General features: G+C 73.4%; 27 protein-coding genes and 2 tRNA genes. 18 read left to right on the plus strand and 11 right to left on the minus strand.

Features of this window, described 5'->3' with window-relative positions:
- Window positions 1-30 precede the first annotated feature (30 nt).
- Together AC4BG9_RS04165 and AC4BG9_RS04170 are read left to right on the plus strand one after the other, a co-directional pair.
- Window positions 31-2,031, plus strand: coding sequence for a vWA domain-containing protein (locus AC4BG9_RS04165; RefSeq protein ID WP_490569817.1), 2,001 nt, complete (start codon window positions 31-33; stop codon window positions 2,029-2,031).
- Window positions 2,024-3,406, plus strand: a complete 1,383-nt coding sequence (locus AC4BG9_RS04170; RefSeq protein WP_490569818.1) for an amidase — start codon at window positions 2,024-2,026, stop codon at window positions 3,404-3,406. Before AC4BG9_RS04165 ends, AC4BG9_RS04170 begins: the two co-directional genes overlap by 8 nt.
- A gap of 48 nt (window positions 3,407-3,454) precedes the next feature.
- On the opposite strand, the gene AC4BG9_RS04175 is transcribed toward AC4BG9_RS04170, so the two are convergent.
- From AC4BG9_RS04175 to AC4BG9_RS04190, 4 genes are read right to left on the minus strand one after another with little or no spacing between them, the layout of a single operon-like run.
- Window positions 3,455-4,087 (minus strand): sulfotransferase family 2 domain-containing protein, encoded by a 633-nt coding sequence (locus AC4BG9_RS04175; protein WP_490569819.1) that lies wholly within the window; start codon window positions 4,085-4,087, stop codon window positions 3,455-3,457.
- Between the two features lie 19 nt (window positions 4,088-4,106).
- Window positions 4,107-4,718 carry an energy-coupling factor transporter transmembrane component T family protein gene (locus tag AC4BG9_RS04180; RefSeq protein ID WP_490569820.1) on the minus strand — a complete coding sequence of 204 codons (612 nt, stop codon included), beginning with the start codon at window positions 4,716-4,718 and terminating at the stop codon, window positions 4,107-4,109.
- Window positions 4,715-5,404: an energy-coupling factor ABC transporter ATP-binding protein gene (locus AC4BG9_RS04185; protein ID WP_490569821.1), complete on the minus strand. Its 690-nt coding sequence runs from the start codon at window positions 5,402-5,404 to the stop codon at window positions 4,715-4,717. Before AC4BG9_RS04185 ends, AC4BG9_RS04180 begins: the two co-directional genes overlap by 4 nt.
- Window positions 5,401-6,012 (minus strand): biotin transporter BioY, encoded by a 612-nt coding sequence (locus AC4BG9_RS04190; RefSeq protein ID WP_490569822.1) that lies wholly within the window; start codon window positions 6,010-6,012, stop codon window positions 5,401-5,403. The genes AC4BG9_RS04185 and AC4BG9_RS04190 overlap by 4 nt, the downstream gene beginning before the upstream one ends.
- Window positions 6,013-6,139: 127 nt before the next feature.
- On the opposite strand from AC4BG9_RS04190, the gene AC4BG9_RS04195 reads away from it, so the two are divergent.
- The gene (locus AC4BG9_RS04195; protein ID WP_490569823.1) at window positions 6,140-6,709 is read left to right on the plus strand and encodes a TetR/AcrR family transcriptional regulator C-terminal domain-containing protein; all 570 of its coding nucleotides are present in this window, start codon (window positions 6,140-6,142) and stop codon (window positions 6,707-6,709) included.
- 18 nt (window positions 6,710-6,727) lie between these two features.
- Here AC4BG9_RS04195 and AC4BG9_RS04200 read toward each other — a convergent pair whose 3' ends face one another.
- Entirely contained in the window at window positions 6,728-7,330 is a 603-nt protein-coding gene (locus tag AC4BG9_RS04200; RefSeq protein ID WP_490569824.1) for a pentapeptide repeat-containing protein, read from the minus strand.
- A 55-nt stretch (window positions 7,331-7,385) separates the two neighbouring features.
- Here AC4BG9_RS04200 and AC4BG9_RS04205 point away from each other — a divergent pair, with 55 nt between their 5' ends.
- A complete protein-coding gene (locus AC4BG9_RS04205; protein ID WP_490569825.1) occupies window positions 7,386-8,036 on the plus strand; it encodes a sulfotransferase family 2 domain-containing protein in 651 nt (216 codons plus the stop codon).
- On the opposite strand, the gene AC4BG9_RS04210 is transcribed toward AC4BG9_RS04205, so the two are convergent.
- Window positions 8,024-8,575: a 2'-5' RNA ligase family protein gene (locus AC4BG9_RS04210; protein WP_490569826.1), complete on the minus strand. Its 552-nt coding sequence runs from the start codon at window positions 8,573-8,575 to the stop codon at window positions 8,024-8,026. The genes AC4BG9_RS04205 and AC4BG9_RS04210 overlap by 13 nt on opposite strands.
- Window positions 8,572-9,477, minus strand: coding sequence for a 3-methyladenine DNA glycosylase (locus AC4BG9_RS04215; RefSeq protein ID WP_490569827.1), 906 nt, complete (start codon window positions 9,475-9,477; stop codon window positions 8,572-8,574). The genes AC4BG9_RS04210 and AC4BG9_RS04215 overlap by 4 nt, the downstream gene beginning before the upstream one ends.
- A gap of 30 nt (window positions 9,478-9,507) precedes the next feature.
- Between AC4BG9_RS04215 and AC4BG9_RS04220 the strand changes: the two genes are divergently transcribed.
- The 8 genes from AC4BG9_RS04220 to AC4BG9_RS04255 all read left to right on the plus strand — a co-directional run bounded on the left by AC4BG9_RS04220 (window position 9,508) and on the right by AC4BG9_RS04255 (window position 15,787).
- A complete protein-coding gene (locus AC4BG9_RS04220) occupies window positions 9,508-10,317 on the plus strand; it encodes a fumarylacetoacetate hydrolase family protein (protein WP_490569828.1) in 810 nt (269 codons plus the stop codon).
- Entirely contained in the window at window positions 10,314-11,789 is a 1,476-nt protein-coding gene (gene gltX / locus AC4BG9_RS04225; protein WP_490569829.1) for a glutamate--tRNA ligase, read from the plus strand. Before AC4BG9_RS04220 ends, gltX begins: the two co-directional genes overlap by 4 nt.
- Window positions 11,786-12,778 carry a CPBP family intramembrane glutamic endopeptidase gene (locus tag AC4BG9_RS04230; protein ID WP_490569830.1) on the plus strand — a complete coding sequence of 331 codons (993 nt, stop codon included), beginning with the start codon at window positions 11,786-11,788 and terminating at the stop codon, window positions 12,776-12,778. The genes gltX and AC4BG9_RS04230 overlap by 4 nt, the downstream gene beginning before the upstream one ends.
- 23 nt (window positions 12,779-12,801) lie before the next feature.
- Window positions 12,802-12,873, plus strand: a tRNA-Gln gene (locus tag AC4BG9_RS04235).
- Window positions 12,874-12,969: 96 nt separating this feature from the next.
- Window positions 12,970-13,042: transfer RNA gene (locus AC4BG9_RS04240), tRNA-Glu, on the plus strand.
- A gap of 158 nt (window positions 13,043-13,200) precedes the next feature.
- A complete protein-coding gene (locus AC4BG9_RS04245) occupies window positions 13,201-13,707 on the plus strand; it encodes a GNAT family N-acetyltransferase (protein ID WP_490569831.1) in 507 nt (168 codons plus the stop codon).
- Window positions 13,708-13,784: 77 nt separating this feature from the next.
- Entirely contained in the window at window positions 13,785-15,317 is a 1,533-nt protein-coding gene (locus AC4BG9_RS04250; RefSeq protein ID WP_490569832.1) for an AlkA N-terminal domain-containing protein, read from the plus strand.
- Complete coding sequence (locus AC4BG9_RS04255) at window positions 15,305-15,787, plus strand: methylated-DNA--[protein]-cysteine S-methyltransferase (protein WP_490569833.1); 483 nt, start codon at window positions 15,305-15,307, stop codon at window positions 15,785-15,787. The genes AC4BG9_RS04250 and AC4BG9_RS04255 overlap by 13 nt, the downstream gene beginning before the upstream one ends.
- Window positions 15,788-15,809: 22 nt before the next feature.
- Here the strand turns inward: AC4BG9_RS04255 and AC4BG9_RS04260 are convergent, their stop codons facing one another.
- Window positions 15,810-16,532 (minus strand): IclR family transcriptional regulator, encoded by a 723-nt coding sequence (locus AC4BG9_RS04260; protein WP_490569834.1) that lies wholly within the window; start codon window positions 16,530-16,532, stop codon window positions 15,810-15,812.
- 106 nt (window positions 16,533-16,638) lie between these two features.
- On the opposite strand from AC4BG9_RS04260, the gene leuC reads away from it, so the two are divergent.
- The 3 genes from leuC (at window position 16,639) to AC4BG9_RS04275 (ending at window position 19,508) form a co-directional block, all read left to right on the plus strand.
- Window positions 16,639-18,066 (plus strand): 3-isopropylmalate dehydratase large subunit, encoded by a 1,428-nt coding sequence (leuC, locus tag AC4BG9_RS04265; RefSeq protein ID WP_490569835.1) that lies wholly within the window; start codon window positions 16,639-16,641, stop codon window positions 18,064-18,066.
- A 1-nt stretch (window position 18,067) separates the two neighbouring features.
- A complete protein-coding gene (gene leuD / locus AC4BG9_RS04270; RefSeq protein ID WP_490569836.1) occupies window positions 18,068-18,667 on the plus strand; it encodes a 3-isopropylmalate dehydratase small subunit in 600 nt (199 codons plus the stop codon).
- A gap of 115 nt (window positions 18,668-18,782) precedes the next feature.
- Window positions 18,783-19,508, plus strand: coding sequence for an HU family DNA-binding protein (locus AC4BG9_RS04275; RefSeq protein WP_490569837.1), 726 nt, complete (start codon window positions 18,783-18,785; stop codon window positions 19,506-19,508).
- A gap of 71 nt (window positions 19,509-19,579) precedes the next feature.
- Here the strand turns inward: AC4BG9_RS04275 and cofC are convergent, their stop codons facing one another.
- Window positions 19,580-20,233: a 2-phospho-L-lactate guanylyltransferase gene (gene cofC, locus AC4BG9_RS04280; protein WP_490569838.1), complete on the minus strand. Its 654-nt coding sequence runs from the start codon at window positions 20,231-20,233 to the stop codon at window positions 19,580-19,582.
- Between the two features lie 119 nt (window positions 20,234-20,352).
- Between cofC and AC4BG9_RS04285 the strand changes: the two genes are divergently transcribed.
- Window positions 20,353-21,147 carry a lysophospholipid acyltransferase family protein gene (locus AC4BG9_RS04285; RefSeq protein ID WP_490569839.1) on the plus strand — a complete coding sequence of 265 codons (795 nt, stop codon included), beginning with the start codon at window positions 20,353-20,355 and terminating at the stop codon, window positions 21,145-21,147.
- Window positions 21,144-22,145, plus strand: coding sequence for an NAD(P)H-dependent glycerol-3-phosphate dehydrogenase (locus tag AC4BG9_RS04290; protein WP_490569840.1), 1,002 nt, complete (start codon window positions 21,144-21,146; stop codon window positions 22,143-22,145). Before AC4BG9_RS04285 ends, AC4BG9_RS04290 begins: the two co-directional genes overlap by 4 nt.
- 34 nt (window positions 22,146-22,179) lie before the next feature.
- On the opposite strand, the gene AC4BG9_RS04295 is transcribed toward AC4BG9_RS04290, so the two are convergent.
- Window positions 22,180-23,304 carry a trans-sulfuration enzyme family protein gene (locus AC4BG9_RS04295; RefSeq protein ID WP_490569841.1) on the minus strand — a complete coding sequence of 375 codons (1,125 nt, stop codon included), beginning with the start codon at window positions 23,302-23,304 and terminating at the stop codon, window positions 22,180-22,182.
- 33 nt (window positions 23,305-23,337) lie between these two features.
- Between AC4BG9_RS04295 and AC4BG9_RS04300 the strand changes: the two genes are divergently transcribed.
- Window positions 23,338-24,462, plus strand: coding sequence for a D-alanine--D-alanine ligase family protein (locus AC4BG9_RS04300; RefSeq protein ID WP_490569842.1), 1,125 nt, complete (start codon window positions 23,338-23,340; stop codon window positions 24,460-24,462).
- Window positions 24,463-24,472: 10 nt separating this feature from the next.
- Here AC4BG9_RS04300 and AC4BG9_RS04305 read toward each other — a convergent pair whose 3' ends face one another.
- Window positions 24,473-24,976, minus strand: a complete 504-nt coding sequence (locus AC4BG9_RS04305; RefSeq protein ID WP_490569843.1) for a DUF3515 domain-containing protein — start codon at window positions 24,974-24,976, stop codon at window positions 24,473-24,475.
- Window positions 24,977-24,993 lie beyond the last annotated feature (17 nt).

Raw genomic sequence — 24,993 nt, forward strand, 5'->3', positions numbered from 1 at the left:
AGACGCCGCCGAGTGGGAAGCATGGGGCCCATGCGCCTTCGCCAGATGCTCCCGCGGCTGCTGCCGCTCCTCCTCGTCTCCGTGCTCGCCAGCCTGCTCGGCGTCGTCCTGCTAGGCCCGACGGCACCGGCCCGCGCCGGCGAGGAGCCCGAGTCGACCGAGTCGACCGCCTCGACCGAGGAGGGCCCGGGCCGGCTGGTGCTGGTGCTGGACTCCTCGGGGTCGATGGCGGAGCCTGCCGCGGGTGGCGGCACCAAGATCCAGGCGGCGAAGGACGCGCTGGGCCGCGTGGTCGAGGAGCTCCCCGACGACGCCGAGGTCGGGATCCGGGTCTTCGGCGCGAAGGTCTTCGACCGCAGCGAGCCGGGCGCCTGCACCGACACCCAGGCCGTCGTGCCCGTCGGCCCGCTGGACCGCCAGGCCCTGACCGACGCGGTGGCGGCCTACGAGCCCTACGGGGAGACGCCCATCGGCCACGCGCTGCGCGAGGCGGGCAAGGACCTCGCGTCGGGGGCGGAGGAGTCGCGCACCATCGTGCTGCTCTCCGACGGGGAGCCGACGTGCCAGCCGGACCCCTGCAAGGTCGCCGCCCAGCTCGCCGAGAGCGGGATCGACCTGACGATCAACGTGGTCGGTCTCGACGTCTCCGGCAAGGCCCGCGAGGCGCTGCGCTGCATCGCCCGCGCCGGCAACGGCGACTACTACGACGCGTCCTCCGCCGAGGACCTCGCCAGCAGCCTGGTCAAGGTCAGCGTGCGCGAGCTGCGCGGCTTCCAGCTGAACGGCGAGCGGATCGAGGGCGGGACCACGGCGGAGACCGCGCTGCCCCTCGAGCCCGGTGCCTACCTCGACACCTCCCTGCCCGACGAGGCCGCGCGCTACTACCTGGTGGACAACCCGGCAGGGGGCGGGGTCTCGGTCTCGGCGCTGGTGCGTCCGCCGAAGGGGGAGGAGAGCTGGCACACCGTGGTGCACGTCAAGCTCACCACCGTGGACGGCGAGGCCTGCTCGCAGGGCTTCGCCCAGTCGTTCCAGATCCTGGGGATGACCCCGCTGGTCTCGACGGCCGCGGCATTCAACCAGTTCGGCCCTCCCCGCTTCGCCGACGGGTGCGACAGCGACGACCAGCTGCTGGCCACCGTCGTCAGCGAGGCGGGGGTCTCCGACTATCGCCTCCAGGTCAGCAACCACCCGCCGATCGCCGACACCGGGACGCTGCCGGGGCACGTCGAGTCCGACGGGGACTGGGTCGGCAAGGTCGAGATCCCCACGTCGGGACCCGCGGAGCCGGTGATCGGCGGGGTCTCCTTCGACGACGCGCCGGAGCTGCAGCCCGGCACGACCTACACCGACACCGTGCGTCCCTCCGAGGTACTGGTCTACAAGGTGCGCACCGGCTACGGCCAGGCGCTGCGGGTCAGCGCGCGCCTCGGCACCGACCCGAGGGCCGCGAGCCTGCTGGGGGCGCAGGGCCCGCACGTGGAGATGCTCTCCTACTCCGCCCTCGGCCAGGCGCAGAGCCGGGTCTGGGACTCCGACCGGGGCATCACCAGCCAAGGGTTCTACAACGGCGAGCAGCCGACTGTCGTCACCGCGGTCGTGCCGCCGGTGCGGGTGCGGAACGTGGAGTCGCCCCACCCCCACGTGCGGACCGTGGTCCAGGACGGCTACCAGTACGTGGTACTGGGCCTGGGACGCGAGAGCTCCGAGGAGGCGAACGGGTTCGCCGCCCCCGTGCGCCTGCGTGCCGAGCTGGTGGGGGAGGTCGAGGGCGAGCCCCAGTTCGAGGGCGAGGTCGAGGGCCCGGCGGCCGAGGAGGGCGAGCCGACCGACGAGCCGACCGAGGAGACCGCGGGGGCGGACCCCGTGCGGGAGGACGACGCCGCGGCCGAGGACGGCGACTCCGGGACGGTGCTCTGGTGGGTCGTGGGGGCGGTGGCGCTGGTGGCTCTGGTGGGTCTCGCCTTCGTGCTGGGCCGCCGGGGGCGCAGGACCCCGGGGACGGACACGTCGGGTCGGTCCGTTGGCTGAGCTCCACGAGCTCACCGCGCTGGCCCAGGGTGCCGCCGTCCGCCGCGGGGAGGTCTCTCCCCTCGAGCTGGTCGAGCACTACCTGGCCCGCACCGACGACGTCGGCGCGTTCGTCACCCTGGTCCCGGGGCTGGCCCGCGAGCGGGCCGCGGCGCTGCCGCGCGAGGGCGCCTCGCCCCTGCACGGCGTCCCCACCGCCATCAAGGACCTGCATCCGACCGCGGGCGTGCGCACCACCTTCGGCTCCGCGGCGTACGCCGACCACGTGCCCGAGACCTCCGACTACCTGGTGGAGTCGGTCGAGGCCGCCGGGATGGTCTGGCTGGGCAAGACCAGCACCCCCGAGTTCGGGTCCCCTTGCTACACCGAGCCCGAGGGACTGCCGCCGGCCGTCACGCCGTGGGACCGCACCCGGATGGCGGGAGGGTCGTCGGGGGGAGCGGCGGCCGCGGTGGCTGCCGGCCTCGTCCCGGTGGCGCCCGGCTCGGACGGTGGAGGCTCCATCCGCATCCCCGCCTCGTGCTGCGGGCTCGTCGGGGTCAAGCCGTCCCGCGGACGGATCAGCGGCGGGCCGGGGTACGGCGACCCGGTGGGCCTGGCCACCGCCGGTCCGATCGCCCGTGACGTGCGGGACGCGGCGGCCCTGCTGGACGTCCTCGCCGGCCCGCGGACGGGCGACCCGTCCTGGGCGCCCGAGCCGTCCACCTCCTTCCTGGCGGCGTGCGACCGCGAGCCGGGCAGGCTGCGGGTGGCGAGGTTCGTGGCGCCCGTGCTCACCGAGACCGTCGTGGACCCGGAGTGCGTCACCGCCTGGGAGGACGCCTCCGCACTCCTGGAGTCGCTGGGTCACCAGGTGGAGGACATCGAGGTACCGCTACCGCGCGAGGCGGTGCCGGTCTTCGAGACCTGCTGGTCGGTGCTGACCGCGCTCTCCCCGGCGCCGGGTCGCGAGCACCTGCTGCGTCCCCTGACCCGGTGGCTGTCGGCGCGTGGGCACGAGGTGAGCGGCCCGGAGTTCGGGCTGGCCATCGGCGAGCTGCGGCGGCTCGCCGCCGGCGCGCTCTCGGCGCTCGCCCCCTACGACCTGGTGCTGACCCCCACGCTGGCCGCGCCGCCCCTGCCGGTCGGCGCCCTGCGCGACGACGCAGACCCTGCCGCGGACTTCGAGAACCAGATGCGCTTCACCCCCTGGACCTCGGTCTGGAACGTCACCGGGATGCCCGCGGTCTCGTTGCCCCTGCACTGGACCCCCGAGGGGCTCCCGGTGGGGGTGATGCTGGCCGCCCGCCCCGCCCAGGAGGAGCTGCTGCTCTCGGTCTCCGCGCAGATCGAGGCGGCCGCGCCGTGGGCGCACCGCCGGCCGCCCGGTTGGTGAGTGCCTCGCGGGGCGTGGAAGCGCGGGCGCTCCGCCGGGAGACACGGGTCAGAACCGGTAGCCGAAGGCCTCGATGTCGTCGGCGAAGGCCTCGGCGACCCGGTCCCGCATCTCGGCGCTGTAGGCACCGCGGTAGTCGGTCGGCGGGCCGGCGTTGCGCCGTTCGATCGCTCCGGCGGGCACCCGCACCCCGGCCCGCTCCAGGGCGGTGGTGAGGTCGTCGGCGAACGACTCGGTCCGCCCGATGAAGTCCGCCTCCCGGCCAGGAGCCCGCAGCCAGTCGAGCTGGGGGGTGCCGAGGCGGGGGATCTCGCGGGTGCCACGGAGCACGAAGGCCTCGAAGTCGGCGTACTCCTCGCCGACCTTGCGCCAGAAGTTGTTGGCCTCCAGCCGGTGGGCGACGAAGTCGTTGCCCTCGGCGGCGGAGGCGTTGCGCCGCAGCACCATGGCGTGCCACGAGAGCAGCCGGGCCCACGGGTTGCGGACGAAGCCGAAGACGAAGTAGTCGGCGTACTCCGGGTGCTCGCGCAGGGCCGCGCGCAGCTTGGCGTGCCGGGTCCCCGGCAGCCCCTGGACGCGCTCGGCGTCGGGCAGCAGCGACTCCAGCAGGGTGTCGGTGGAGAGCCCTCCGGTCTTCTGCACGTGCACGAAGAGGAGACGCTGCCGGTGGGAGACGATCACGCCGGTGAGGATAGTCGGCTCAGTCGTCGCCCAGACCGCGCGCGTGCAGCGCCTCGCCGGTCTGCCGGGCGTGGGCCACGGTGCGGATCACCATCGGCGTGAGCAGCGCGCGGGGGTCGCGGCCCAGCCCCCGGGCGCGGGCGGCATCGACGGTCTCCTGGGCGATCGCCAGCGTCAGCGGGACGGACCGCAGCACGAGGCTGAAGGCCAGCGCCACCCGCTCGGGGACCACGCCCACCCGGCGCAGCGGGCCCAGGCCCCGGACGATCGCGTCCAGCATGGCGTCGACCGGTGTGGTGGCGGTGACCACGGTGGCGAGCAGGATCAGCGCGACCAGGTCGGTGACCTGCTCGGCCGCCAGTGCCCAGTTGCGCTGGAGCAGGTGGTAGAGCCCGAGCAGCAGCCCGAGCAGCAGCAGCGACCGCAGGGCGCGCAGCGTGCCGCGCAGCCCCAGCCCGGACCAGACGACCAGGCAGAGCGAGAGGCCGAGTGCGGCGACTCCGCTCGCCGGCCCGCGCAGCGCGACGACCGTCACGCTGGCGGCCATCATCCCCAGCAGCTTGGCGCCGGCGGGCAGCCGGTGCAGCGCGCTGCGTCCGGGGCGGTAGCCGTCGAGCAGGGGGTGGTTCACGCCGTCGCCCGGTAGTGGGCGACGGCCGCCTCGGCCGCCCCGTCGAAGACGACCTCGCCCTCGGAGACCACCAGCGCCCGGTCGCAGCGCGCGGCCAGGTCGAGGTCGTGGGTGACCAGCACCAGCTGCTGCGGCAGGCCGAGCAGCAGGTCGCCGATCATCCGGCTGTTGGCGAGGTCCAGCAGGGTGGTCGGCTCGTCGGCGACCAGCACGGCCGGGTCGGTGGCCAGCACGCCGGCGATCGCGAGGAGCTGGCGCTGGCCGCCGGAGAGCGTGTGGACGCTGCGGTCGGCCAGCTCCTCCAGGCCGAACCGGGCGAGCACCGAGTGGGCCGCGGCCGCCCGGGCGGCCCGGTCCCGGTGGGTGCGCCGCAGCGACAGCGCGACGTCCTCGACGACGGTCGGCATCACCAGCTGGGCGGACGGGTCGGTGAAGACGAAGCCGACCCGGCGGCGGACCTCCTTGCCGTCCTCGGCCACGTCGAGGCCGTCGACCCGCACCCGTCCCGCGGCCGGCTCCACCAGGCCGTTGAGGAGCCGGGCGAGGGTCGACTTGCCCGACCCGTTGGGGCCGATGAGGGCGATCCGCCGCTCGGTGAGGGTCAGGGTCGTCTCCTTGAGGATGACCACGTCGCCGCTGGTGGTGGGTGCGGAGACGACGACCCGGTCGAGCTCGAGGCTGGTCACGTCCCGATCGTCTCGCGCTCCACCTCGGGGGAGCGGCGCGGGGTGCCGAGGAGGTCGGGGAAGGCGCGGTGGACCGAGGTGGCGATCAGGGCCATCACGATGTTCTTGACCACGTCACCGGGCCAGAAGAACCGGTCGATGTCCCAGGCGCCCTCCCAGCTGGTCGGCAGCCGCCAGACCAGGCCGGCCATGCCGCTGGTGTGGATGAGCAGCGCGCTGGAGAGCAGGCCCGCCCCGAAGACGAGCGGGACCGAGGTGGCGATCTTGTGGCGGGGGAGCCGCTCGACGAAGAACCCGCACAGGGCCGCGGCGAAGGGGAAGGAGAGCAGGTAGCCCATCGTCGGGCCCTGGAAGACGCCGAGGCCGGCCGCGCCGCCGGAGAAGACGGGGAGGCCCGCGGCACCCACGGCGAGGTAGAGGACCACGGCCAGGAACCCGCGCCGCGCACCGAGCACCGCGCCGGCCAGCAGGACCCCCAGGGTCTGCAGGGTGATGGGCACCGGGAGGCCGATCTTGATCGGGGCGATGATGGCGCAGACGGCGATGATCGCGGCGAAGGCCGCGACCAGGGCGAGGTCGGTTCCGGTGCGGCGGGGGCGCAGGCTCACGGGCGGTGTGCTTTCGGCGAGGGCGTCGACAAACTGAACGCTGGTCAGGTGAACGGCGTTCAGGTTAGGGTCGGCGCAGCACCGCGTCAACCGGTGCCGGAATCGTCTCAGGTGAGAGGGGCCCAGGATGCGCTATCGCCGCACCGACATCGTGACGCGAGCCCTCGAGGTGCTCGACGAGTACGGGCTGGCCGACCTCACGATGCGGCGGCTGGGCGCCGAGCTGGGGATCCGGCCCAGCGCGCTCTACCACCACTTCGCCAACAAGCAGAGCCTGCTGGCGGCGGTGGCCGACGAGATGCTGGCGCGCGGACTGAGGCCGGTGGGCCCGGGGCCGTGGGACGAGCGGGTCGCCGCGGTCTGCCGGCAGCTGCGCAACGCGCTGCTCGCCTGGCGTGACGGGGCCGAGGTGGTGGCCACCGTCCACGCCTTCGGGCTCGGTGCCCGGGCGGCCGAGGCCGCTGTGTCCGGGGCGCTGGCCGACAGCGGCCTGGACGAGGCGCTCCGCGCGACCGCCACCCGGACCCTGCTCCACCTCGTCTTCGGGCACACGGCCGAGGAGCAGACACGGCTCCAGGCCAGCAGCGTGGGGGCGATCGCGGCCGAGCCGTGCGAGACCTCGGACTTCGACGCGGGGCTGGCCCTGCTCATCGACGGGATCCGGGTGCGCCTGACCACCGCCGGCGCCGCCGGCTGACCGGTCCCGCCCGCCGGATCAGGGGTCCAGCTGCACCAGGGCGCCGTTCAGCTCGGCGAGCAGCACCGCACCGGTGAGGTCGAGGCGGGTCTCGCGCAGCTCGGCCGCCGAGAGGTCCACCCGGTCCAGGGAGGCGCCGACCAGGTCGGTGCCGGCGAGCTTGGCGCCGCGCAGGTCCGCCCCGTCGAGCACGGTGCCGCGGAGCCGGGCCCCGGTCAGGTCGGCCATCCCCAGGTCGGACTCGCGCAGGTCGAGCCCCGAGAGGTCGAGCTTGCGCAGGTCGGCGCCGCGCAGCGAGACCCCCCGCCACTGCCCGCCGGTGACCTTCATCGGTCGCGTCGTGCAGGCGGAGAACGACGTGCCGGAGAGCTTGCACCCCTCGAACGTGGCGTCGAAGAGGTTGCACCCGCGCAGCGTGCAGGCGATCAGCGCGGTGGAGACCAGGACCGCCGCGTTGAACCGGCAGTCGCCGAACACGCACTCCTCGAAGGTGGCGCCCGAGATCCGTGACTCCGTGAGGTCGACCCGGGTGAAGGTGCACCGGACGAAGCGCGCCCCGTCCAGGTCCTCGCCGTACCAGTCCTCGTCGCGGAACGTTCGGTTCTCCTCCAGGCGCGGCATGGACGCACCGTAACCGGTCGGGCCCGGCCGTCGACGGCTGGCTAGAGTGACGGCTGTGATCGTCTCGCACCAGCACCGCTTCGTCTTCCTCAAGACGCGCAAGACCGCGGGCACCAGCGTCGAGATCGCCCTGTCGAAGGTCTGCGGGCCCGACGACGTCATCACCCGGATCAGCCCCGACGACGAGGAGCTGCGCGCGGCCGCCGGGGGGCGCCCGGCCCAGAACTACGAGTCACCGCCGCTGGTGCGCAAGGCCTTCAACCACATGCCGGCCCAGATGGTCCGCAAGGTGGTCGGCCCGGCGACCTGGGACGACTACTTCCGCTTCGCCGTCGAGCGCAACCCCTGGGACACGGTGGTCTCCCTCTACTTCTGGAAGTTCCGCGAGCGGCCCGGCGCGCGGGCGGCGCCGCCGTTCTCGGAGTTCGTCGACGAGGACTCCGTCGAGCAGCTCGCCGGCAACCAGCGGATCTACCGGATCCGCGGGGAGATCGCCGTCGACCGGGTGCTGCGCTACGAGCGGCTCGCCGACGACCTCGCCGAGGTCTGGGAGCAGCTCGGCCTGCCGGGCGAGCCCGACCTGCCGCGGGCCAAGGGCTCCGCCCGCCCCGCGCGCGACTACCGCGAGTTCTACGACGAGCGGTCCAGGGCCAAGGTCGCCCGGCTCTTCGCCTCCTCGATCGAGGACTTCGGCTACGAGTTCTGACCCGGCCGGGCCCCGCCCAGGGGCCATCGGTGCAGCACTCGGCAGGCCCCCTGCTCGTACCAGACCAGGTCGAGCAGCTCGGCCCGGCTGTGCGCCGGCAGCAACGGGCCCAGGGCTCGGCGGGTGGACTCCTCGCTGACCTCCTCGGAGAGGGCGTCCAACGTGAGGTGCGGCACCGGGTCGGGGAACTGGCCGGCGTACGGCGGGCAGTGCCCGAACGCCGCGGCCAGAGCGCTGGTCAGGGCGCGGAACGGCTCCGCCGGCTCCGGGAGCAGGTGGACGATCCCGTTGGGGAAGGTGCCGGTGCGGGCCAGCCGGAAGTCGAAGGGCCTGGTGGCCGACGCGATCGCCGCCACGACCGCCAGGTCCTCGGGCCCGGGGGAGTCGAGGAAGGGCCCGAGCGCGGTCACGTGGGCGTGACCGAAGCGGGGGTCCTCGCTGAGGTAGGCCGGGTCGTAGTGGGCAGTCCGCTCCCGCACCCAGGCCTCCAGGGCGGGGACGGGGACCTGCAGGACGCTGTGGCCGGGGTAGGTGCTCACCCGGCGGCCCGGGCCACGGCCAGCAGTCGCTCGCACTCCTCGAGGAGCCGGGCCCGCAGCGGCGCGGCCCGCTCGGCGAACCCGCGCTGGGCGGCGGCGTACTCCTGCTTGCCGGCGCTGGTCTCCACCCGGACCGGGACGAACGGCTCGCCGTCGACCTCGAGGCCGGTCAGGTCGTAGGGCGCGGCGCGCATGTCGAGGATGCGGACCTCGCGCGCCAGCTCGAAGCAGTCGGCGACCAGCTCCGAGGAGATCATCGGGGTCAGCCGGAAGGCGTGCTTGTAGAGGTCCATCGTGGCGTGCAGGCAGCCCGGCTGCTCGAAGTCGCTGCGGTCGTCCCGGCCGGGCCGCAGGGTGTTGAGCGGACGGGCGGGGGCGGTGAAGAAGCGGTAGGCGTCGAAGTGCGAGCACGCGACCCGGTGGGACTCCACCACCTCGTCGGTGCCGTCGGGCCCCAGGCGCAGCGGCCAGTCGGCGTGCCGGGTCTCGTCCTCGGCGAGCCGGTAGACCATGGCCCACTCGTGCAGGCCGAAGCAGCCGAAGGAGGCCGGTCTGCGTGCGGTCGCCGCCAGCAGGCGCCGCAGCGCCTCGAGCAGCGGTCGCTGGGAGGCGACGTACGCCGGTGCCACCGTGGCGGCGTCCTCGAGCTGCTCGTAGCCCTTGAGCGTGGCGTACTCCGCGGCCCCGGCCAGCGCGACGCCGAAACCGGGGTGCCAGCGGCGCAGCTGCGCGGGCCGCTGGGAGTAGTAGGTGAAGAGGAAGTCGTGGACCGGGTGCCTGACTCCCGTGCCGCGACGGGCCAGGTGCTCGGCCACGAAGGGCTCGACCCGTGCGGCGTGGTCGCTCGCCGCGCGACGCCAGGTGGCTTCGTCGAGCAGCCGGGGGGAGAGAGCCGTGGGCACGGGCCAAGGGTAGGCGGATAGGCTCGGCCCGTGCGTATCGCCAGATTCACCACCGGGGAAGAGCCGATGTACGGCGTCGTGACGGGCGGGGTCGACGAGTTCGGCCAGCCCGACGAGGAGAGCGTGGTGGTGGCCCTGGCCGGCGACCCGCTCTACGTCGGGATCAAGCTGCTGCAGGTCGAGCACAAGCTGGCCGACGTCCGGCTGCTCGCGCCGGTGCTGCCGCGGAGCAAGGTGGTGGGCATCGGGCGCAACTACGCCGACCACGCCGCGGAGCTGGGCAACGACGTACCCGCGGAGCCGCTGATGTTCATCAAGCCCAACACCAGCGTCGTCGGCCCGGGCGACCCGGTCTTCTACCCGCCGCAGACCTCCGACCTGCACTACGAGGGCGAGCTGGCGGTGGTGATCGGCCGCCTGTGCCGCGACGTCCCGCCCGAGCAGGCGACCGACGTCATCTACGGCTACACCGTCGGCAACGACGTCACCGCGCGCGACCTGCAGCGTCGCGACGGCCAGTTCACCCGGGCCAAGGGGTTCGACTCCTTCTGCCCGCTGGGGCCCTGGATCGAGACCGACCTGGACCCCCAGACCTTCGCCGACGGGGTGCGGCTCCAGACCCACCTCAACGGCGACCTCGTCCAGGACGGCTCCACCGCCGACCTGATCTTCGACATCCCCACGCTCGTCGCTCACGTCTCCAGCGTGATGACGCTGCTCCCCGGAGACGTCATCCTCACCGGCACCCCCGCGGGCGTCGGTCCCATGCAGGTCGGCGACGAGGTCGAGGTCTCGATCGCCGGCATCGGAACCCTCACGAACAAGGTGGCCCAGCGTTGAGCACCCCCAGCACCCCCGACCGGCCGGTACGGGTCCGGATCGCACCCAGCCCGACGGGAAGCCCGCACGTCGGGCTGGCCCGCACCGCCCTCTTCAACTGGGCCTTCGCCCGGCACCACGGTGGCACCTTGGTCTTCCGCGTGGAGGACACCGACAAGGAGCGCAACACAGTCGAGTCCTACGAGTCCATGGTCGACCTGCTGCAGTGGCTGGGGCTCGACTGGGACGAGGGCCCCCTCAAGGGCGGTCCCTTCGGCCCCTACCGGCAGTCCGAGCGCGGCGACCTCTACACCGACGTGCTCGCCCGCCTCAAGGAGAGCCGCTACACCTACGACTGCTACTGCACCGGCGACGAGCCGACCGCCCGGCGCAAGGCGGCCGGCTCAAAGGTGATGGGCTACGACGGCTTCTGCCGCGACCTCAGCGACGAGCAGGTGGCGGCCTTCCGTGCCGAGGGTCGTGACCCCGTGGTGCGGTTCCGGATGCCCGAGGGCGAGATCGGCTTCGACGACCTGGTGCGCGGCCGGATCACCTTCCAGACCGAGTTCGTCCCCGACTTCGCGCTCTGCCGCGCCAACGGCGACCCGCTCTACACCCTGGTCGCCCCGGTCGACGACGCCCTGATGGAGATCACCCACGTGCTGCGCGGGGAGGACCTGCTCTCCAGCACGCCGCGCCAGATCGCCCTCTTCGACGCCCTCCAGGCCATCGGCGTGGCGAAGTGGACCCCGCGGTTCGGGCACCTTCCCTACGTGATGGGGGAGGGCAACAAGAAGCTCTCCAAGCGCGACCCCGAGTCCCACATGGCTCTGTACCGCGAGCAGGGCTTCCTTCCCGAGGGGCTGCTCAACTACCTGGCCCTGCTGGGCTGGGCGATCGCCCCGGACCGCGACGTCTTCACCCTCGAGGAGATGGTGGAGAAGTTCGAGCTCTCCGACGTCAACCCCAACCCCGCGCGCTTCGACCTCAAGAAGGCGGAGGCGATCAACGCCGACCACATGCGGATGCTGCCGCTCGACGACCTGACCCACCGGGTGATCCCGTTCCTCAAGGACGCCGGCGTGCTGGGCGACCCGGTCAGCGACGCGGACGCCGAGATGCTGGAGCTGGCGATGCCGCTGGTGGCCGAGCGGATGAACAAGCTCACCGAGGCTGCCCCGATGCTGGCCTTCCTCTTCGTGCCGGAGGCGGAGTTCACGCGGACCGAGGCGCTCGACGAGGCCGCCCAGGAGGTCGTCCGGGCGGCCCACGACGCCCTCGTGGATCTGCCCACCTGGTCGACGGCCGAGATCGAGCAGGCCCTGCGGACCGCGCTGGTGGAGGAGCGTGGCCTCAAGCCGCGGCTGGCCTTCGGCCCGGTGCGCATCGCGATCAGCGGTCGCAAGGTCTCGCCCCCGCTGTTCGAGTCGATGGAGCTGCTGGGTCGCGAGCGGAGCATCTCGCGACTCCGGGACGCGCTCTCCGGCTCGTGACCGCCGGGCAGGTCCCCGCCCGGCTGGGCTACCACCAGCTCCACCGGGCGGGGCCCCGCGGCGCCTGGCGCCCCGTGCTCGGCACCGTGCTGGTGCTGCTCGGCGCGTTCGTGCTGGCGCCGCTGTTCTGGCAGCTCGCCTTCGCCGCCGGCTTCGTGGTCGCCGGGGAGCCGCTCGTGGAGTCGCTCGAGCGGCTGCTCGACACCGGGGACCCCTCACCCTCGACGCTGGCCTTCCTCAACGTCGTGCTGGCCAGCGCCATCGGGCTGGTGTGGGCCGTCAGCAGGCTCCTCCACAAGCTGCCGCTGCGCTGGGTCACCTCGGTGGGCCCGCGGATGCGGTGGCGCTACTTCGCGGCGTGCCTCGGGCTCTCGGTGGTAGCCCTCTTCGCCACCCTCGTCGTCTCCGCGATGGTGCCCCAGGGGGCCGGCGAGCCCGTCGCGGTGGAGGTCAACGCGTTCACCTCCACCACCCGCGACTTCCTCCTCGTCGTGCTGCTGCTGACCCCGTGGCAGGCGGCGGGGGAGGAGTACCTCTTCCGCGGCTACCTCACCCAGGCGATCGGCGGGATGGTCGGAGGTGTGGTGGCCGCCCGGGTGCTGGCGGTGCTGGTGCCGGCGTTCCTCTTCGGCCTGGCCCACGGAGCCCAGGACCTCCCGGTCTTCGTCGACAGGTTCGCCTTCGGGGTGGTGGCCGGCGTCCTGGTGATCGCGACCGGGGGGCTCGAGGCCGCGATCGCGATGCACGTGCTCAACAACTTCGTCGCCTTCGGGCTGGCGCTGGCCTTCGCCGATCTCGGGGAGGCGCTCAACCCCACCGGCGGGAGCTGGTGGAGCCTTCCTGGCACGCTGACGCAGTCCCTGGTCTACCTCGCCCTCGCCTGGTGGGTGGCCCGCCGGATGGGCCTGGCGAACACCGTGGACGGGGGCGTTTTGGCCGCGCAGGAGAGGCCCGTGTATCGTTCTGGCTCGGCTCCCCCGGGGGTCTGAGGCGCCTCACGGTGCCCGAGCATTGGGATATGGTGTAATTGGCAGCACGACTGATTCTGGTTCAGTTAGTCAAGGTTCGAGTCCTTGTATCCCAGCGAAATCCCAGCTCCACCGGGATTTGGTGAGAAGCAGCAGTTCGACTAAGGTTTCTCACCGTTACCGGCAGAACATCGCCGGTGACACACGTGCAAGCCCCCGTTGTGTAGCGGCCTAGCACGCCGCCCTCTCACGGCGGTAGCGCCGGTTCGAATCCGGTCGGGGGTACAGCATTCGAAGGGGCCCCGGACAGCAGAGATGCTGCCCGGGGCCCCTTCGGCGTTCCCACCCCAGGCCACCCCTGCGGGCCCTGCTCCGGGCTTGGCGGACGCCTGCGGCGGCGTTGGCACGGGGGTGGCACGGGGGTGGGTGGCAGACTTCCCGACGTGCTCGAGATCAGGACGGCGCGTGCCGAGGACGCGGCCAGGTTGGGGGAGATCGACCTGCTCACCTGGAGCCCGGCCGTCTCCCCGATGCCGCGCCCCGATGCCGGGACGCCGTTCCTGCACGACGGTCTCGACCCCTCCGACGTGCTGGTCGCCACCGAGGCGGGCACCGTGTGCGGCTACCTGCTGCTCAAGCAGCACAGCACGGCGCCCTCGCACGCCCACGTGCTCCTGGTCAACGGCCTCGCCGTCGAGCCGGGGCACCAGGGGCGGGGCGCGGGGAGGCTCCTCCTGGCCGCCGCGATCGACGAGGCGGGCCGTCGCGGCGCCCGCAAGCTGTCGCTGCGGGTGCTGTCGTCCAACGCCCCCGCGAGGCGCCTGTACGAGTCGTGCGGGTTCGAGGTCGAAGGGGTGCTGCGCGCGGAGTTCCGGCTCGAGGGTGAGTGGGTCGACGACGTCTTCATGGCGCTCCACCTGACGTCCTCCGGGCCGGCGGCCGAGCAGTAGCCGGCCGTCGCGCGGCGGGCCCCGCCGTGTCCGATATCCGCCAGACTCCGCGCCGCCCGCCGGGGCAGGATGGAGCCATGACGAGGACGACGACCGCGGCCGGGGCGGCCCGGGCGACGGGTGGGAACCCGGGGGTGCTGGACCCCGAGTCCTGCTACCGCGCGGTCCGCAGCCGGGACCGGCGCTTCGACGGGGTCTTCTACACCGCGGTCCGCACCACCGGGATCTACTGCCGGCCCTCCTGTCCCGCGCGAACCCCGGCAGCGGGCAACGTCGCCTTCCACCCCACGGCGGCCGCCGCCCAGGCCGCGGGCTACCGGGCCTGCAAGCGCTGCGTCCCCGACGCCACCCCCGGCTCCCCGGAGTGGGACGCGGCCGCCGACGTGGCGGGCCGGGCGATGCGGCTGATCGCCGACGGCGTCGTCGACCGCGACGGGGTGACGGGGCTCGCCACCCGGCTGGGCTACTCGCCCCGCCACCTGGGCCGGGTCCTGGTCTCCCAGCTCGGGGCGGGGCCGCTGGCCCTGGCCCGGGCCCGGCGGGCCCAGACCGCCCGGATCCTCATCGAGAGCACCGCCTTGGGCCTGGCCGACGTGGCGTTCGCCGCCGGCTTCACCAGCGTCCGGCAGTTCAACGAGACGGTCCGCGAGGTCTACGCCGCGACCCCGTCGCAGCTGCGGCGGCGGCCGGCGGAGGCGGGGGCTGCGCCGGGGGGCCTGTCGCTGCGGCTGGCTGTCCGCACCCCCTTCGCCGGTTCCGCGCTGCTGGCCTTCCTGGAGCGGCGGGCGGTGGCGGGCGTCGAGGTGGTGGACGCCACGACGTACGCCCGCACGCTGCGCCTGCCGCACGGCCACGGCTGGGTGTCGCTGGAGCTGGCCGACCTGCGGGATCCCGGCACCGCCTTCGTGCCGGCCGACTTCGTCCTCACCGACCTCCGCGACACCGGCGCCGCCGTCGAGCGGGTGCGCCGGCTGCTCGACGCCGACTGCGACCCGACGGCCGTCGCGGAGGCGTTCTCCGGCGACCCGGTGCTGGGTCCGGTGGGCGGGCGTCACCCGGGGCTGCGGGTCCCCGGTCACGTAGACGGCCACGAGGTCGCCGTCCGTGCCGTCCTGGGTCAGCAGGTGACCGTGGCCGGCGCCCGGACCCTCGCCTCGCGGCTGAGCCTGGAGCTGGGGCAGGAGGTCGCCACCACCGTCCCGGGCCTGACCCGGCTCTTCCCCTCCGCGGAGGCCGTCGCCGCGGCGGACCCGACGACGCTGCGGATGCCGAAGTCCCGCGGGGCAGCCCTGGTGGGCCTGTGCCGGGCGCTGGCCGCGGGCGAGGTCCGCCTGGACCGGGGGACCGACCGCGACGAGGTGCGTGAGGCGCTGCTCGCCCGGCCCGGCATCGGGCCCTGGACGGCCGACTACATCGGGATGCGGGCCCTGGGCCACCCCGACCTGTTCCTGCCCGCCGACATCGGCACGAGGCAGGCGCTGCGCGGCCTCGGCCAGGACCCCGGACGGGCGTCCGAGCTCAGCGAGACGTGGCGGCCGTGGCGCTCCTATGCGCAGGTGCAGCTGTGGCAGACCCTGGTGGAGGAGGAGGCAGGACCATGTGGACACTGACGGACTCGCCGGTGGGCGAGCTGCGGATCACCGAGCACGACGGTGCGATCACCGCGATCGAGTTCTCTCCGTTCCGGCCGCCCGGCGACGGCGCGCCGCGGGGGGAGCGGGAGGACGAGCACCCGTTGCTGGCCGAGGCGGTGCGACAGCTCGGCGCGTACTTCGACCGCGAGCTGACCGACTTCGACCTTCCGCTGGCGCCGGCCGGCAGCGACTTCCAGCAGCGGGTCTGGCGGGAGCTGCGGGCCATCGGCTACGGCGAGACGGCCTCCTACGGCCAGATCGCGGTGCGGCTCGGTCATACCAACGCCGCCTCCCGGGCGGTGGGCCTGGCCAACGGCCGCAACCCGATCCCGGTCGTCATCCCGTGCCATCGGGTGATCGGCGCCGACGGCTCGCTGACCGGCTACGCCGGTGGGCTGGAGCGCAAGCGGATCCTGCTCGGGGTGGAGGTCGAGGCGCTCTTCTGAGCGGGTGCCGCGCCGGCCGCGTTCACTCCGCTGCGGCGCGGCGCAGCGACTCCGAGAGCCGCTCGGCGGCCGCCAGCACCGCGGGCGCGTGCATCCGGCCGGGCTGGCGCGAGAGCCGCTCCAGGGGGCCGGAGACCGAGACGGCGGCGATGATCTTGCCGCTGGGCGAGCGGACCGGCGCCGAGACAGAGGCGACGCCCTGCTCGCGCTCGCCGACGCTCTGGGCCCAGCCCCGGCGGCGGATGCCCGAGAGTGCGGTGGCCGAGTAGGCCGCGTTCTGCAGGCCCCGGTGCATGCGCTCCGGGTCCTCCCAGGCCAGCAGCACCTGGGCGGCGGAGCCGGCGCGCATCGTGAGCTGGGAGCCGACGGGAATGGTGTCGCGCAGGCCGCTGGGCCGCTCCGCGGCGGCCACGCACACCCGGTGCTCGCCCTGGCGACGCCAGAGCTGGGCCGACTCGCCGGTGATGTCGCGGAGTCGGGCCAGCACCGGGCCGGCGGCGGCGAGCAGCCGGTCCTCGCCGGCGGCCGCCGACAGCTCGGCCAGCCGGGGGCCGAGCACGAAGCGACCCTGCATGTCGCGCGCCACGAGGCGGTGGTGCTCGAGCGCCACGGCGAGGCGGTGGGCGGTCGGCCGGGCCAGGCCGGTGCCGGCGACCAGGCCCGCCAAGGTGGCGGGACCTGCTTCCAGGGCGGCGAGCACGAGAGCAGCCTTGTCGAGGACTCCGACCCCGCTTGAGTTGTCCATATGGCAATATTGCCGTCTCAGAAGTTGGGATGCAAGAGTAATGTCGCGACATGACCCAGATCGGGTATGCCCCTCCAGGCCTACCCTGACAGAGAGGAGCAGGTCCATGGGCAAGACCCTGGCCGAGAAGGTGTGGGACGAGCACGTCGTCCGGAGTGCCGAGGGTGAGCCGGACCTGCTCTACATCGACCTCCACCTCATCCACGAGGTGACCAGCCCCCAGGCGTTCGACGGCCTGCGGCTCGCCGGGCGCCCGGTGCGGCGCCCCGACCTCACCCTGGCCACCGAGGACCACAACGTCCCGACGCTGGACTGGGACAAGCCGATCGCCGACCCGGTGAGCCGGGTCCAGGTCGACACGCTGCGCAAGAACGCCGCCGAGTTCGGCGTCCGGCTCCACCCGCTCGGCGACGTCGAGCAGGGGATCGTCCACGTGGTCGGCCCCCAGCTGGGCCTCACCCAGCCGGGGATGACGATCGTGTGCGGCGACAGCCACACCTCCACGCACGGTGCCTTCGGGGCGATCGCCTTCGGCATCGGCACCTCCGAGGTCGAGCACGTGCTGGCCACCCAGACGCTGATGCAGGCCAGGCCCAAGACGATGGCGGTCACCGTCAACGGCAGCCTCCCGGCGGGCGTCACCGCCAAGGACCTGGTCCTCACGCTGATCGCCCACACCGGTACCGGCGGGGGACAGGGCTACATCGTGGAGTACCGCGGACAGGCCATCGAGGAGCTCTCGATGGAGGGCCGCATGACGGTCTGCAACATGTCGATCGAGTGGGGCGCCAAGGCGGGGATGATCGCTCCCGACCAGACCACCTTCGACTACATCCAGGGCAAGCCGGAGGCGCCCAAGGGCGCCGACTGGGACGCGGCCGTCGCGCACTGGCGCACCCTGGTCACCGACGACGACGCGGTCTTCGACGAGGAGATCGTGCTGGACGCCTCGACGATGACGCCGTTCGTCACCTGGGGCACCAACCCCGGCCAGGGCGTGCCGCTGGGCGGCAACGTCCCGAGCCCCGAGGACTACCAGGACGAGGGCGACCGGCTCACCACCCAGCGGGCACTGGACTACATGGGTCTCGAGGCCGGCACCCCGATGCGCGAGGTCAAGGTCGACACCGTCTTCGTGGGCTCCTGCACCAACGGCCGGCTCGAGGACCTGCGTCTGGCCGCCTCCATCCTCGAGGGCCACACCGTGGCCGAGGGCACCCGGATGCTCGTGGTGCCCGGCTCCGCGCGCGTCCGCCTCGAGGCCGAGGCCGAGGGCCTGGACCAGGTCTTCATCGCCGCAGGCGCCGAGTGGCGGGGCGCCGGGTGCTCGATGTGCCTGGGCATGAACCCCGACCAGCTCGCTCCGCAGGAGCGCAGCGCCTCGACGTCCAACCGCAACTTCGAGGGGCGCCAGGGCAAGGGCGGTCGTACGCACCTGGTCTCGGTGCCCGTCGCGGCCGCCACCGCGGTCCGCGGCACCCTGTCCTCCCCGGCCGACCTGGAGCTGGTCGGCTCCGCCAGCAAGGAGCGCTGACATGGAGCAGTTCACCACCCACACGGGCATCGGCGTCCCGCTGCGCCGGACCAACGTCGACACCGACCAGATCATCCCGGCCGTCTACCTCAAGCGCGTGACCCGCAGCGGCTTTGAGGACGGGCTCTTCGCCGGCTGGCGCAACGACCCGGAGTTCGTCCTCAACCAGCCTGCCTACGCGGGCGGCTCCGTACTGGTCGCCGGCCCCGACTTCGGCACCGGCTCCTCGCGCGAGCACGCCGTCTGGGCGCTGCAGAACTACGGCTTCAAGGTGGTGCTCTCCTCCCGCTTCGCCGACATCTTCCGCGGCAACTCGGGCAAGGCCGGGTTGCTGACCGCCCAGGTCGACGATGAGCTCGTCCAGCGGCTCTGGGACCACCTCGAGACCAACCCCGGCGCGACCGTGACGGTCGACCTCGTCTCCCGCACGGTGCGGGCCGGCGAGGGCGAGGACGCCATCGTCGACAGCTTCGACATCGACGACTACACCCGCTGGCGACTCCTCGAGGGGCTCGACGACGTGGGCATCACCCTGAGCCACGAGAGCGACATCACCGCCTTCGAGCAGACCCGGCCGAGCTGGAAACCCGCCACCCTGTAAGGGAAAACTTCTCTCCAACACGCCTGCGGTGATTGTGGCGCCCGCCACAAATACTTAGCGTGGCGTCAGAAGTCGAGCACGGGCTCGGCCGCAGAGTTCGTTGGAAGGGAAGCTAGTGAACAAGTCACAGCTCATCGACACGCTGGCAGTGCGTTTCGAAGGGAACCGCAAGGCCGCGGCCCACGCGCTCGAGTCCGTCCTGGACACCATCACCCGGGAGGTCGCCCGGGGCGAGAAGGTCGCGATCACGGGTTTCGGCTCCTTCGAGAAGCGCGTCCGCAACGCCCGGTGGGTCCGCAACCCCCAGACGGGTGAGCGGATGAAGTCGAAGAAGACCTCGGTGCCGGCGTTCAAGGCCGGCCAGGACCTGAAGAACATCGTCTCGGGCGCCAAGAAGCTGCCCAAGCTCACGGTCGCCACGGCCACCGCCCCGGCCAAGAAGGCGGCCTCGCTCGCCGGCTCGGCCGCCAAGAAGGCCGCCCCAGCCACGCCGAAGGCCACCGGCGTGAAGAAGACGACCGCCAAGTCCGCCCCCGCCAAGACGACCGCCAGGAAGTCGACCGCCAAGACGGCTCCGGCCAAGACGGCGGCCAAGAAGACCGGCACCACCGCGGCCAAGAAGACCAGCGCCAGCACCACGGCGGCGAAGAAGACCACCGCCAGTGCGGCGGCCAAGAAGACCACGGCGAAGAAGACCACCGCCACCGCGGCGGCCAAGAAGACCACCGCGAAGAAGACCACGACCAAGAAGGCCACCACCGCGACGGCGCCGGCCAAGAAGTCGGCGAGCGCCAGCACCGCCAAGAAGGCGCCGGCCAAGAAGGCGGCCAAGAAGAGCTGACGGCCCCGACCTCCAGGCACAGGACCCGTCCGGCACGCCGGGCGGGTCCTGTGCGTCCCGGACGCCCGTGCCTAGGAGCTCGGGGGTCCGTCCGGAGGGTCGCCGGCCAGTGCGCGGGTGCGGGGCCCGACCCCCAGGTCCAGCGCCCGGGCGAGGTCGTCCGGTTCGTCCACGTCCAGGCGGACCCGCAGCGGCGCGTCGTCGAGACGCAGCGCCCCGAGCGCCTGGTGCGCGGCCGCCGACCCCGGACCGAAGCGGGGGGCGAAGTGGGCCTGGGGGGCCGTGTAGAGGGTGGTGCCGGTGCCGGCGGCGTCGGGGACGAACGCCGGGAGGTCGCCCGCCTGCCGGAGCACCAGCCCCAGCACCTGGGCCAGGTCCTCGGGGCGCAGCGCCGGGAGGTCGGCGCAGAGGGCGACCGGGCGCGTCCCGGGCCAGCGCCGGGCGGCCTCGGCCGCCGCCTGTCGCAACGTGGCGTTGAGGTCGTCGGTCACGGCGTCCGGCACCACCGCGCAGCCGGCCCCGCGCAGCGTCCGGGCCAGCAGGTGGTCGTCGGTGACGGCGAGCACCCCGGTCACCTCCGGGCAGGCCAGCGCGGCCGCCACCGTGTCGTGGACGAACGCCTCGGCGAGTGCGGCCCGGCGAGTGCTCTCCAGGCCGGCGAGCCGGGACTTCGCCCAGGCCGGCGGCTTGGCCGGCACCAGGACGGTGAAGCTCTCCTCAGGCATTCTCGCGATCCTGCCACCCGGTGGCACACCTCCCTCGGTCGGGGAGGCAGTAACCTCTGTCACACATTCAGGAAACAGTGCGCGCCATCGGTGCGCGTTCGGGAGGAGGTCGGTCGTCGGTGCCCCTGGGCAAGCTCACGAGGCGGCACGGCTGGGGCTTCCTGGCCGGGAACATCATCCTCCGCCCCACGTTGGGGGCGACCACCACGCACCGCTGGATCGGTGGCGACCACATCCCCCGCGAGGGCGGGTGCATCCTGGTCTTCAACCACCTCTCGCACGCCGACCCCCTGCTGACCGCGCACTTCGTCTACGACCACGGGCGGCTGCCGCGCTACCTCGCCAAGGCCGCGCTCTTCCGGAGCAACCGGTTCGTGGCCGGGGTGCTGCACTCCACGGGGCAGATCCCGGTGGAGCGCCTCACGCCCGGGGCGATCGGCGCCTACGACGCGGCCGTGGCCGCCGTCGAGGCCGGTGAGTGCCTGGTGGTCTATCCCGAGGGGACGCTGACCCGGGACCCCGACCTGTGGCCGATGCGGGGCAAGTCGGGTGCCGCCCGGATCGCCCTGGCCACGGGCGCCCCGGTCGTCCCGGTGGCCCACTGGGGTGCCCAGGAGCTGCTGCCGCCCTACTCCCGGCGGCCCAAGCTGCTGCCCCGCACCCGGATCACGGTCCGGGCGGGTGAGCCGGTCCCGCTGGACGACCTGCGCGCCCGGCGCGACGACCCGGCCGCCGTGCAGGAGGCCACGGACCGGATCATGGCCGCCGTGGTCGCCGAGCTCGAGCAGATCCGCGGGGAGAAGGCGCCCGAGGAGCGGTTCGACCCCCGGCGTGCGGGCGTCCGGCTGATAGGAAACCCTCACGACGCACCTCCCGGCCGCAAGGACCGACACACCAGGAAGAGGACGAGATGACCAAGGTGGCAGTGCTGAGTGCCGGCTCGTGGGGCACCGCCTTCGCCCTCGTGCTCGCCGACGCAGGCAACGAGGTGGTGCTGTGGGCCCGCCGGGAGGAGCTGGCGACCGCGATCACTTCCACGCACGAGAACCCCGACTACCTGCCGGGGATCGAGCTTCCTGCCGCCATCACCGCGACGTGCGACGCCGCGAAGGCGCTGGCCGGGGCCGAGGTGGTCGTCTTCGCCACCCCCTCCCAGACCTTCCGGGAGAACCTCACCGCCTGGGCGCCGCTGATCGAGGACGACGCGGTGCTGGTCAGCCTGATGAAGGGCGTCGAGCTGGGCACCCTGAAGAGGATGAGCGAGGTGATCGCCGAGGTGACCGGCGCCGGTCCGGACCGGATCGCGGTGATCAGCGGGCCCAACCTGGCCAAGGAGATCGCCAAGCGCGAGCCGGCCGCGTCGGTGGTGGCGTGTGCCGAGGAGTCCGTGGCCCGTCGCCTGCAGCAGATGTGCCACTCGCCGGCGTTCCGTCCCTACACCTCGACCGACGTGCTGGGCTGCGAGCTCGGCGGTGCCTACAAGAACGTCGTCGGCCTGGCGGTGGGAATGGCGGTGGGGCTCGGCTTCGGGGACAACACCACCGCCTCGGTGATCACCCGCGGGCTGGCCGAGACGGCGCGGCTGGCCGTGGCGCTCGGTGCCAACCCGATGACCCTGATGGGCCTGGCCGGCCTCGGAGACCTGGTGGCCACCTGCTCCTCGCCGCTCTCGCGCAACCGCAGCTTCGGCGAGCGACTGGGTCGAGGCATGACCACCGAGGAGATCTACGCCTCGACCTCCCAGGTGGCCGAGGGGGCGAAGTCGTGCGCGTCGCTGCGGGCGCTGGCCGAGGCCCACGGCGTGGACGCTCCGATCGCCGCCCACGTCGACGACGTGGTCGCGGGCCGGGCCACTGCCTACGACATGATGAACGCCTTCATCGCCCGCGACACCAAGGCCGAGACCGACTGAGCCGCCGGGCCGGCGCGGGCCTGGGTGGCGGGAGTCAGCCGCGGTCCGGCAGGACCAGGTCGTCCAGGGCGCGACGCAGGTCCTCCCAGAGGTCCTCCACGTCCTCGATGCCGACCGAGAGCCGGACCAGCCCGTCGGGGATCGTCGCCGGCTCGGACCGCCAGCGGCGCCGCCGCTCGAAGGTCGACTCCACGCCCCCCAGCGAGGTGGCGTGCACCCACAGGGAGGTCTTGCGGGTCAGCAGGTCGGCGGCCATCGCGCCCTCGGCGAGCACGATCGAGACGATCCCGCCGAAGCCGGGGTAGCGGACCTCCCCGACAGCCGGGTGCTCACGGAGCCGTCGCACCAGCTCGGTCGCGTTGGCCTGGGCGCGCTCGACGCGGAGGTGGAGGGTGCGCAGGCCCCGGAGGGTGAGCCAGGCCTCGAGGGTGCCGGGCACCGCGCCCACCAGGTCGCGCCGCCCCTTGAGCACCTTGAAGAGCTCCTCGTCCCGGGTGCAGATCGCGCCCATCAGCACGTCGCTGTGCCCGGCGAGGTACTTGGTCGCCGAGTGGACCACCAGGTCCACCTCGTCCTCCAGGGGGCGTTGGAGCAGCGGGGTGGCGAAGGTGTTGTCGACGACCACGTAGGCGCCGGCCGCATGGGCGGCGGCCCGGATGGTGGGGATGTCGGCGACCTCCAGCGCCGGGTTGGTCGGGGACTCCAGCCAGACCAGGGCAGCCCCCTCGCACGCGGCCACCATGGCCTCGGTGTCGGTGACGTCGACCAGCTCGGTGCGCAGGCGACCCCGTGCCTCCAGGTCGGCGAGCTGCATGACGGTGCCGTTGTAGGCGTGGCGTGGCGCCACCACCTTGCCCCCGGTGCCCACCAGGTCCAGCACGGTGGCCACCGCGGCCAGGCCGGAGCCGAAGGTGAGGCAGCGGCCGCCCTCCAGGGCCCCCAGCGCCTCCTCGAGCGCCAGCCAGGTCGGGTTGCCGTAGCGGCCGTACTCCAGGTCGCCGCCGGCGACGTAGGTGGAGGCCATGGTGAGGGGGGTGTTCAGCGGGGCGTCCGGCTCGTGCGGCGGGCGCCCGACCGTCACGGCCAGGGTCCCGGGACGCAGCGCCGGGGTGGCGGGGACGGGGGTGCTCTCGGGGCTGCCGGTGGCGTCGGTGGGCATGGTGGCGACTCTAGAACGCTAGGGTCGGGCCCGATGAACTCGCCCGTCAGCCCCAAGCCCCGCGTCGCCGTCGTCTTCGGCGGGCGCTCCTCCGAGCACGCCATCTCGTGCGTGACCGCGGGCGCCGTGCTCGACGCCCTGGACCGCGACAAGTACGACGTGGTGCCGGTGGGCATCGCCGAGGACGGGCGCTGGGTGCTGGAGAGCGAGGACACCGAGCGGCTGCGGCTCACCTCGGCCGAGCACCTGCCGCACGTCGACGGCGAGCGGGCCGCGGTGCAGCTGCTGCGCGAGGAGGCCCACACCGACCTGGTGATCACCGAGCCGTCGCAGCCGCCCCGGACGCTGGGGGAGGTCGACGTCGTCTTCCCCGTGCTGCACGGTCCGTGGGGCGAGGACGGCACCATCCAGGGGATGCTCGAGATGGCTGGCGTGCGCTACGTCGGTGCCGGCGTCCTGGCCTCGGCCGTGGGGATGGACAAGGCCTACATGAAGGTCGTCCTCAAGGCCGCCGGCCTCCCGGTGATGCCGGACGTGGTGATCACCCGGCGCCGCTGGGAGCGGGACCAGCAGGCGTGCCGCGACGAGGTCGCCGCACTGGGCTACCCGGTCTTCTGCAAGCCGGCCCGGGCCGGCTCGAGCATCGGGATCAGCAAGGTGCACGACGCTTCGGAGCTCGACGCCGCCGTCGCCGAGGCGCAGCGTCACGACCCGAAGATCCTTGTCGAGGTCGCCGCCGAGGGGGCCCGCGAGGTGGAGTGCGGGGTGCTCGAGGCCTTCGACGGGACCGTCGAGACGTCGATGCCCGCAGAGATCCGGATCGGGGGCGGGCACGAGTTCTACGACTTCGCCGCCAAGTACCTGCCTGCCGAGCACACCGAGCTCGACATCCCGGCCGACCTGCCGGACGAGGTGGCGACCCGGATGCGCGAGCTGTCGGTCCGCGCCTTCGAGGCCGTGGGCGGCGAGGGCCTGGCGCGCGTCGACTTCTTCGTGATGCCCGACGGGTCGCTGGTGGTCAACGAGCTCAACACCATGCCCGGCTTCACCCCCATGTCGATGTACCCGCAGATGTGGCGGGCCTCGGGCATCGGCTACCGCGAGCTGGTGGACCGTCTCGTCCAGCTGGCGCTGCGCCGGGAGACCGGCCTGCGCTGAGGCCCCGGGCTCAGTGGCAGGGCAGGGTCTCGACCAGGTGCTCGGCCACGAGCGGCCCCAGGGTCGCCAGCGCCGAGTCGGCCCCGCTGTCGCGCAGCTCGGGCGGCACCACGAGCCGCACCCGGGGGCTGTGGCTCATCGCGGTGATCTCGACCGGTCCGCTGCGGTCGCGCAGCTGCGAGTCCGGCATGAACCAGCCGGTGCCGCCGATGGGGTTGCAGGAGGCGAACTGGTCGTACTCCTCCGGCTCCTCGGCGCCGCACAGGAGCACGACCGGCGGGTCCCCCCAGGCGGCGGCCGGGGCGTCGTCCGGCTCCACCTCGCGCCGCTCCTGGCCGAAGAGCCGGTCGGGCAGGTCCTCCAGCAGGGCCTGGCACCGGGCCGCGTCGTCGGCCGGGAGCGCGGGCGTCTCGACCTCGACGGCGCTGCCGCAGGCCGCCAGGAGCGCCACGGGGGCCAGGAGGGCGAGGAGGGGGGCGAGCCGCCTGGACCGGGCGGCTCCGGGTCGGGGCACGACGACGCCCCGCGGTC

This window comes from Nocardioides sp. Z40_12, assembly GCF_058215795.1.

What these genes read in the sequence shown, in the direction of transcription:
- AC4BG9_RS04260 (WP_490569834.1), bottom strand. Translation starts at nt 16,532, where the DNA reads ATGGACAACTCAAGCGGGGTCGGAGTCCTCGACAAGGCTGCTCTCGTG.
- leuD (WP_490569836.1), top strand. Translation starts at nt 18,068, where the DNA reads ATGGAGCAGTTCACCACCCACACGGGCATCGGCGTCCCGCTGCGCCGG.
- AC4BG9_RS04300 (WP_490569842.1), top strand. Translation starts at nt 23,338, where the DNA reads ATGAACTCGCCCGTCAGCCCCAAGCCCCGCGTCGCCGTCGTCTTCGGC.
- AC4BG9_RS04195 (WP_490569823.1), top strand. Translation starts at nt 6,140, where the DNA reads ATGCGCTATCGCCGCACCGACATCGTGACGCGAGCCCTCGAGGTGCTC.
- AC4BG9_RS04290 (WP_490569840.1), top strand. Translation starts at nt 21,144, where the DNA reads ATGACCAAGGTGGCAGTGCTGAGTGCCGGCTCGTGGGGCACCGCCTTC.
- AC4BG9_RS04165 (WP_490569817.1), top strand. Translation starts at nt 31, where the DNA reads ATGCGCCTTCGCCAGATGCTCCCGCGGCTGCTGCCGCTCCTCCTCGTC.
- AC4BG9_RS04250 (WP_490569832.1), top strand. Translation starts at nt 13,785, where the DNA reads ATGACGAGGACGACGACCGCGGCCGGGGCGGCCCGGGCGACGGGTGGG.
- AC4BG9_RS04255 (WP_490569833.1), top strand. Translation starts at nt 15,305, where the DNA reads ATGTGGACACTGACGGACTCGCCGGTGGGCGAGCTGCGGATCACCGAG.
- leuC (WP_490569835.1), top strand. Translation starts at nt 16,639, where the DNA reads ATGGGCAAGACCCTGGCCGAGAAGGTGTGGGACGAGCACGTCGTCCGG.
- AC4BG9_RS04295 (WP_490569841.1), bottom strand. Translation starts at nt 23,304, where the DNA reads ATGCCCACCGACGCCACCGGCAGCCCCGAGAGCACCCCCGTCCCCGCC.
- AC4BG9_RS04200 (WP_490569824.1), bottom strand. Translation starts at nt 7,330, where the DNA reads ATGCCGCGCCTGGAGGAGAACCGAACGTTCCGCGACGAGGACTGGTAC.
- cofC (WP_490569838.1), bottom strand. Translation starts at nt 20,233, where the DNA reads ATGCCTGAGGAGAGCTTCACCGTCCTGGTGCCGGCCAAGCCGCCGGCC.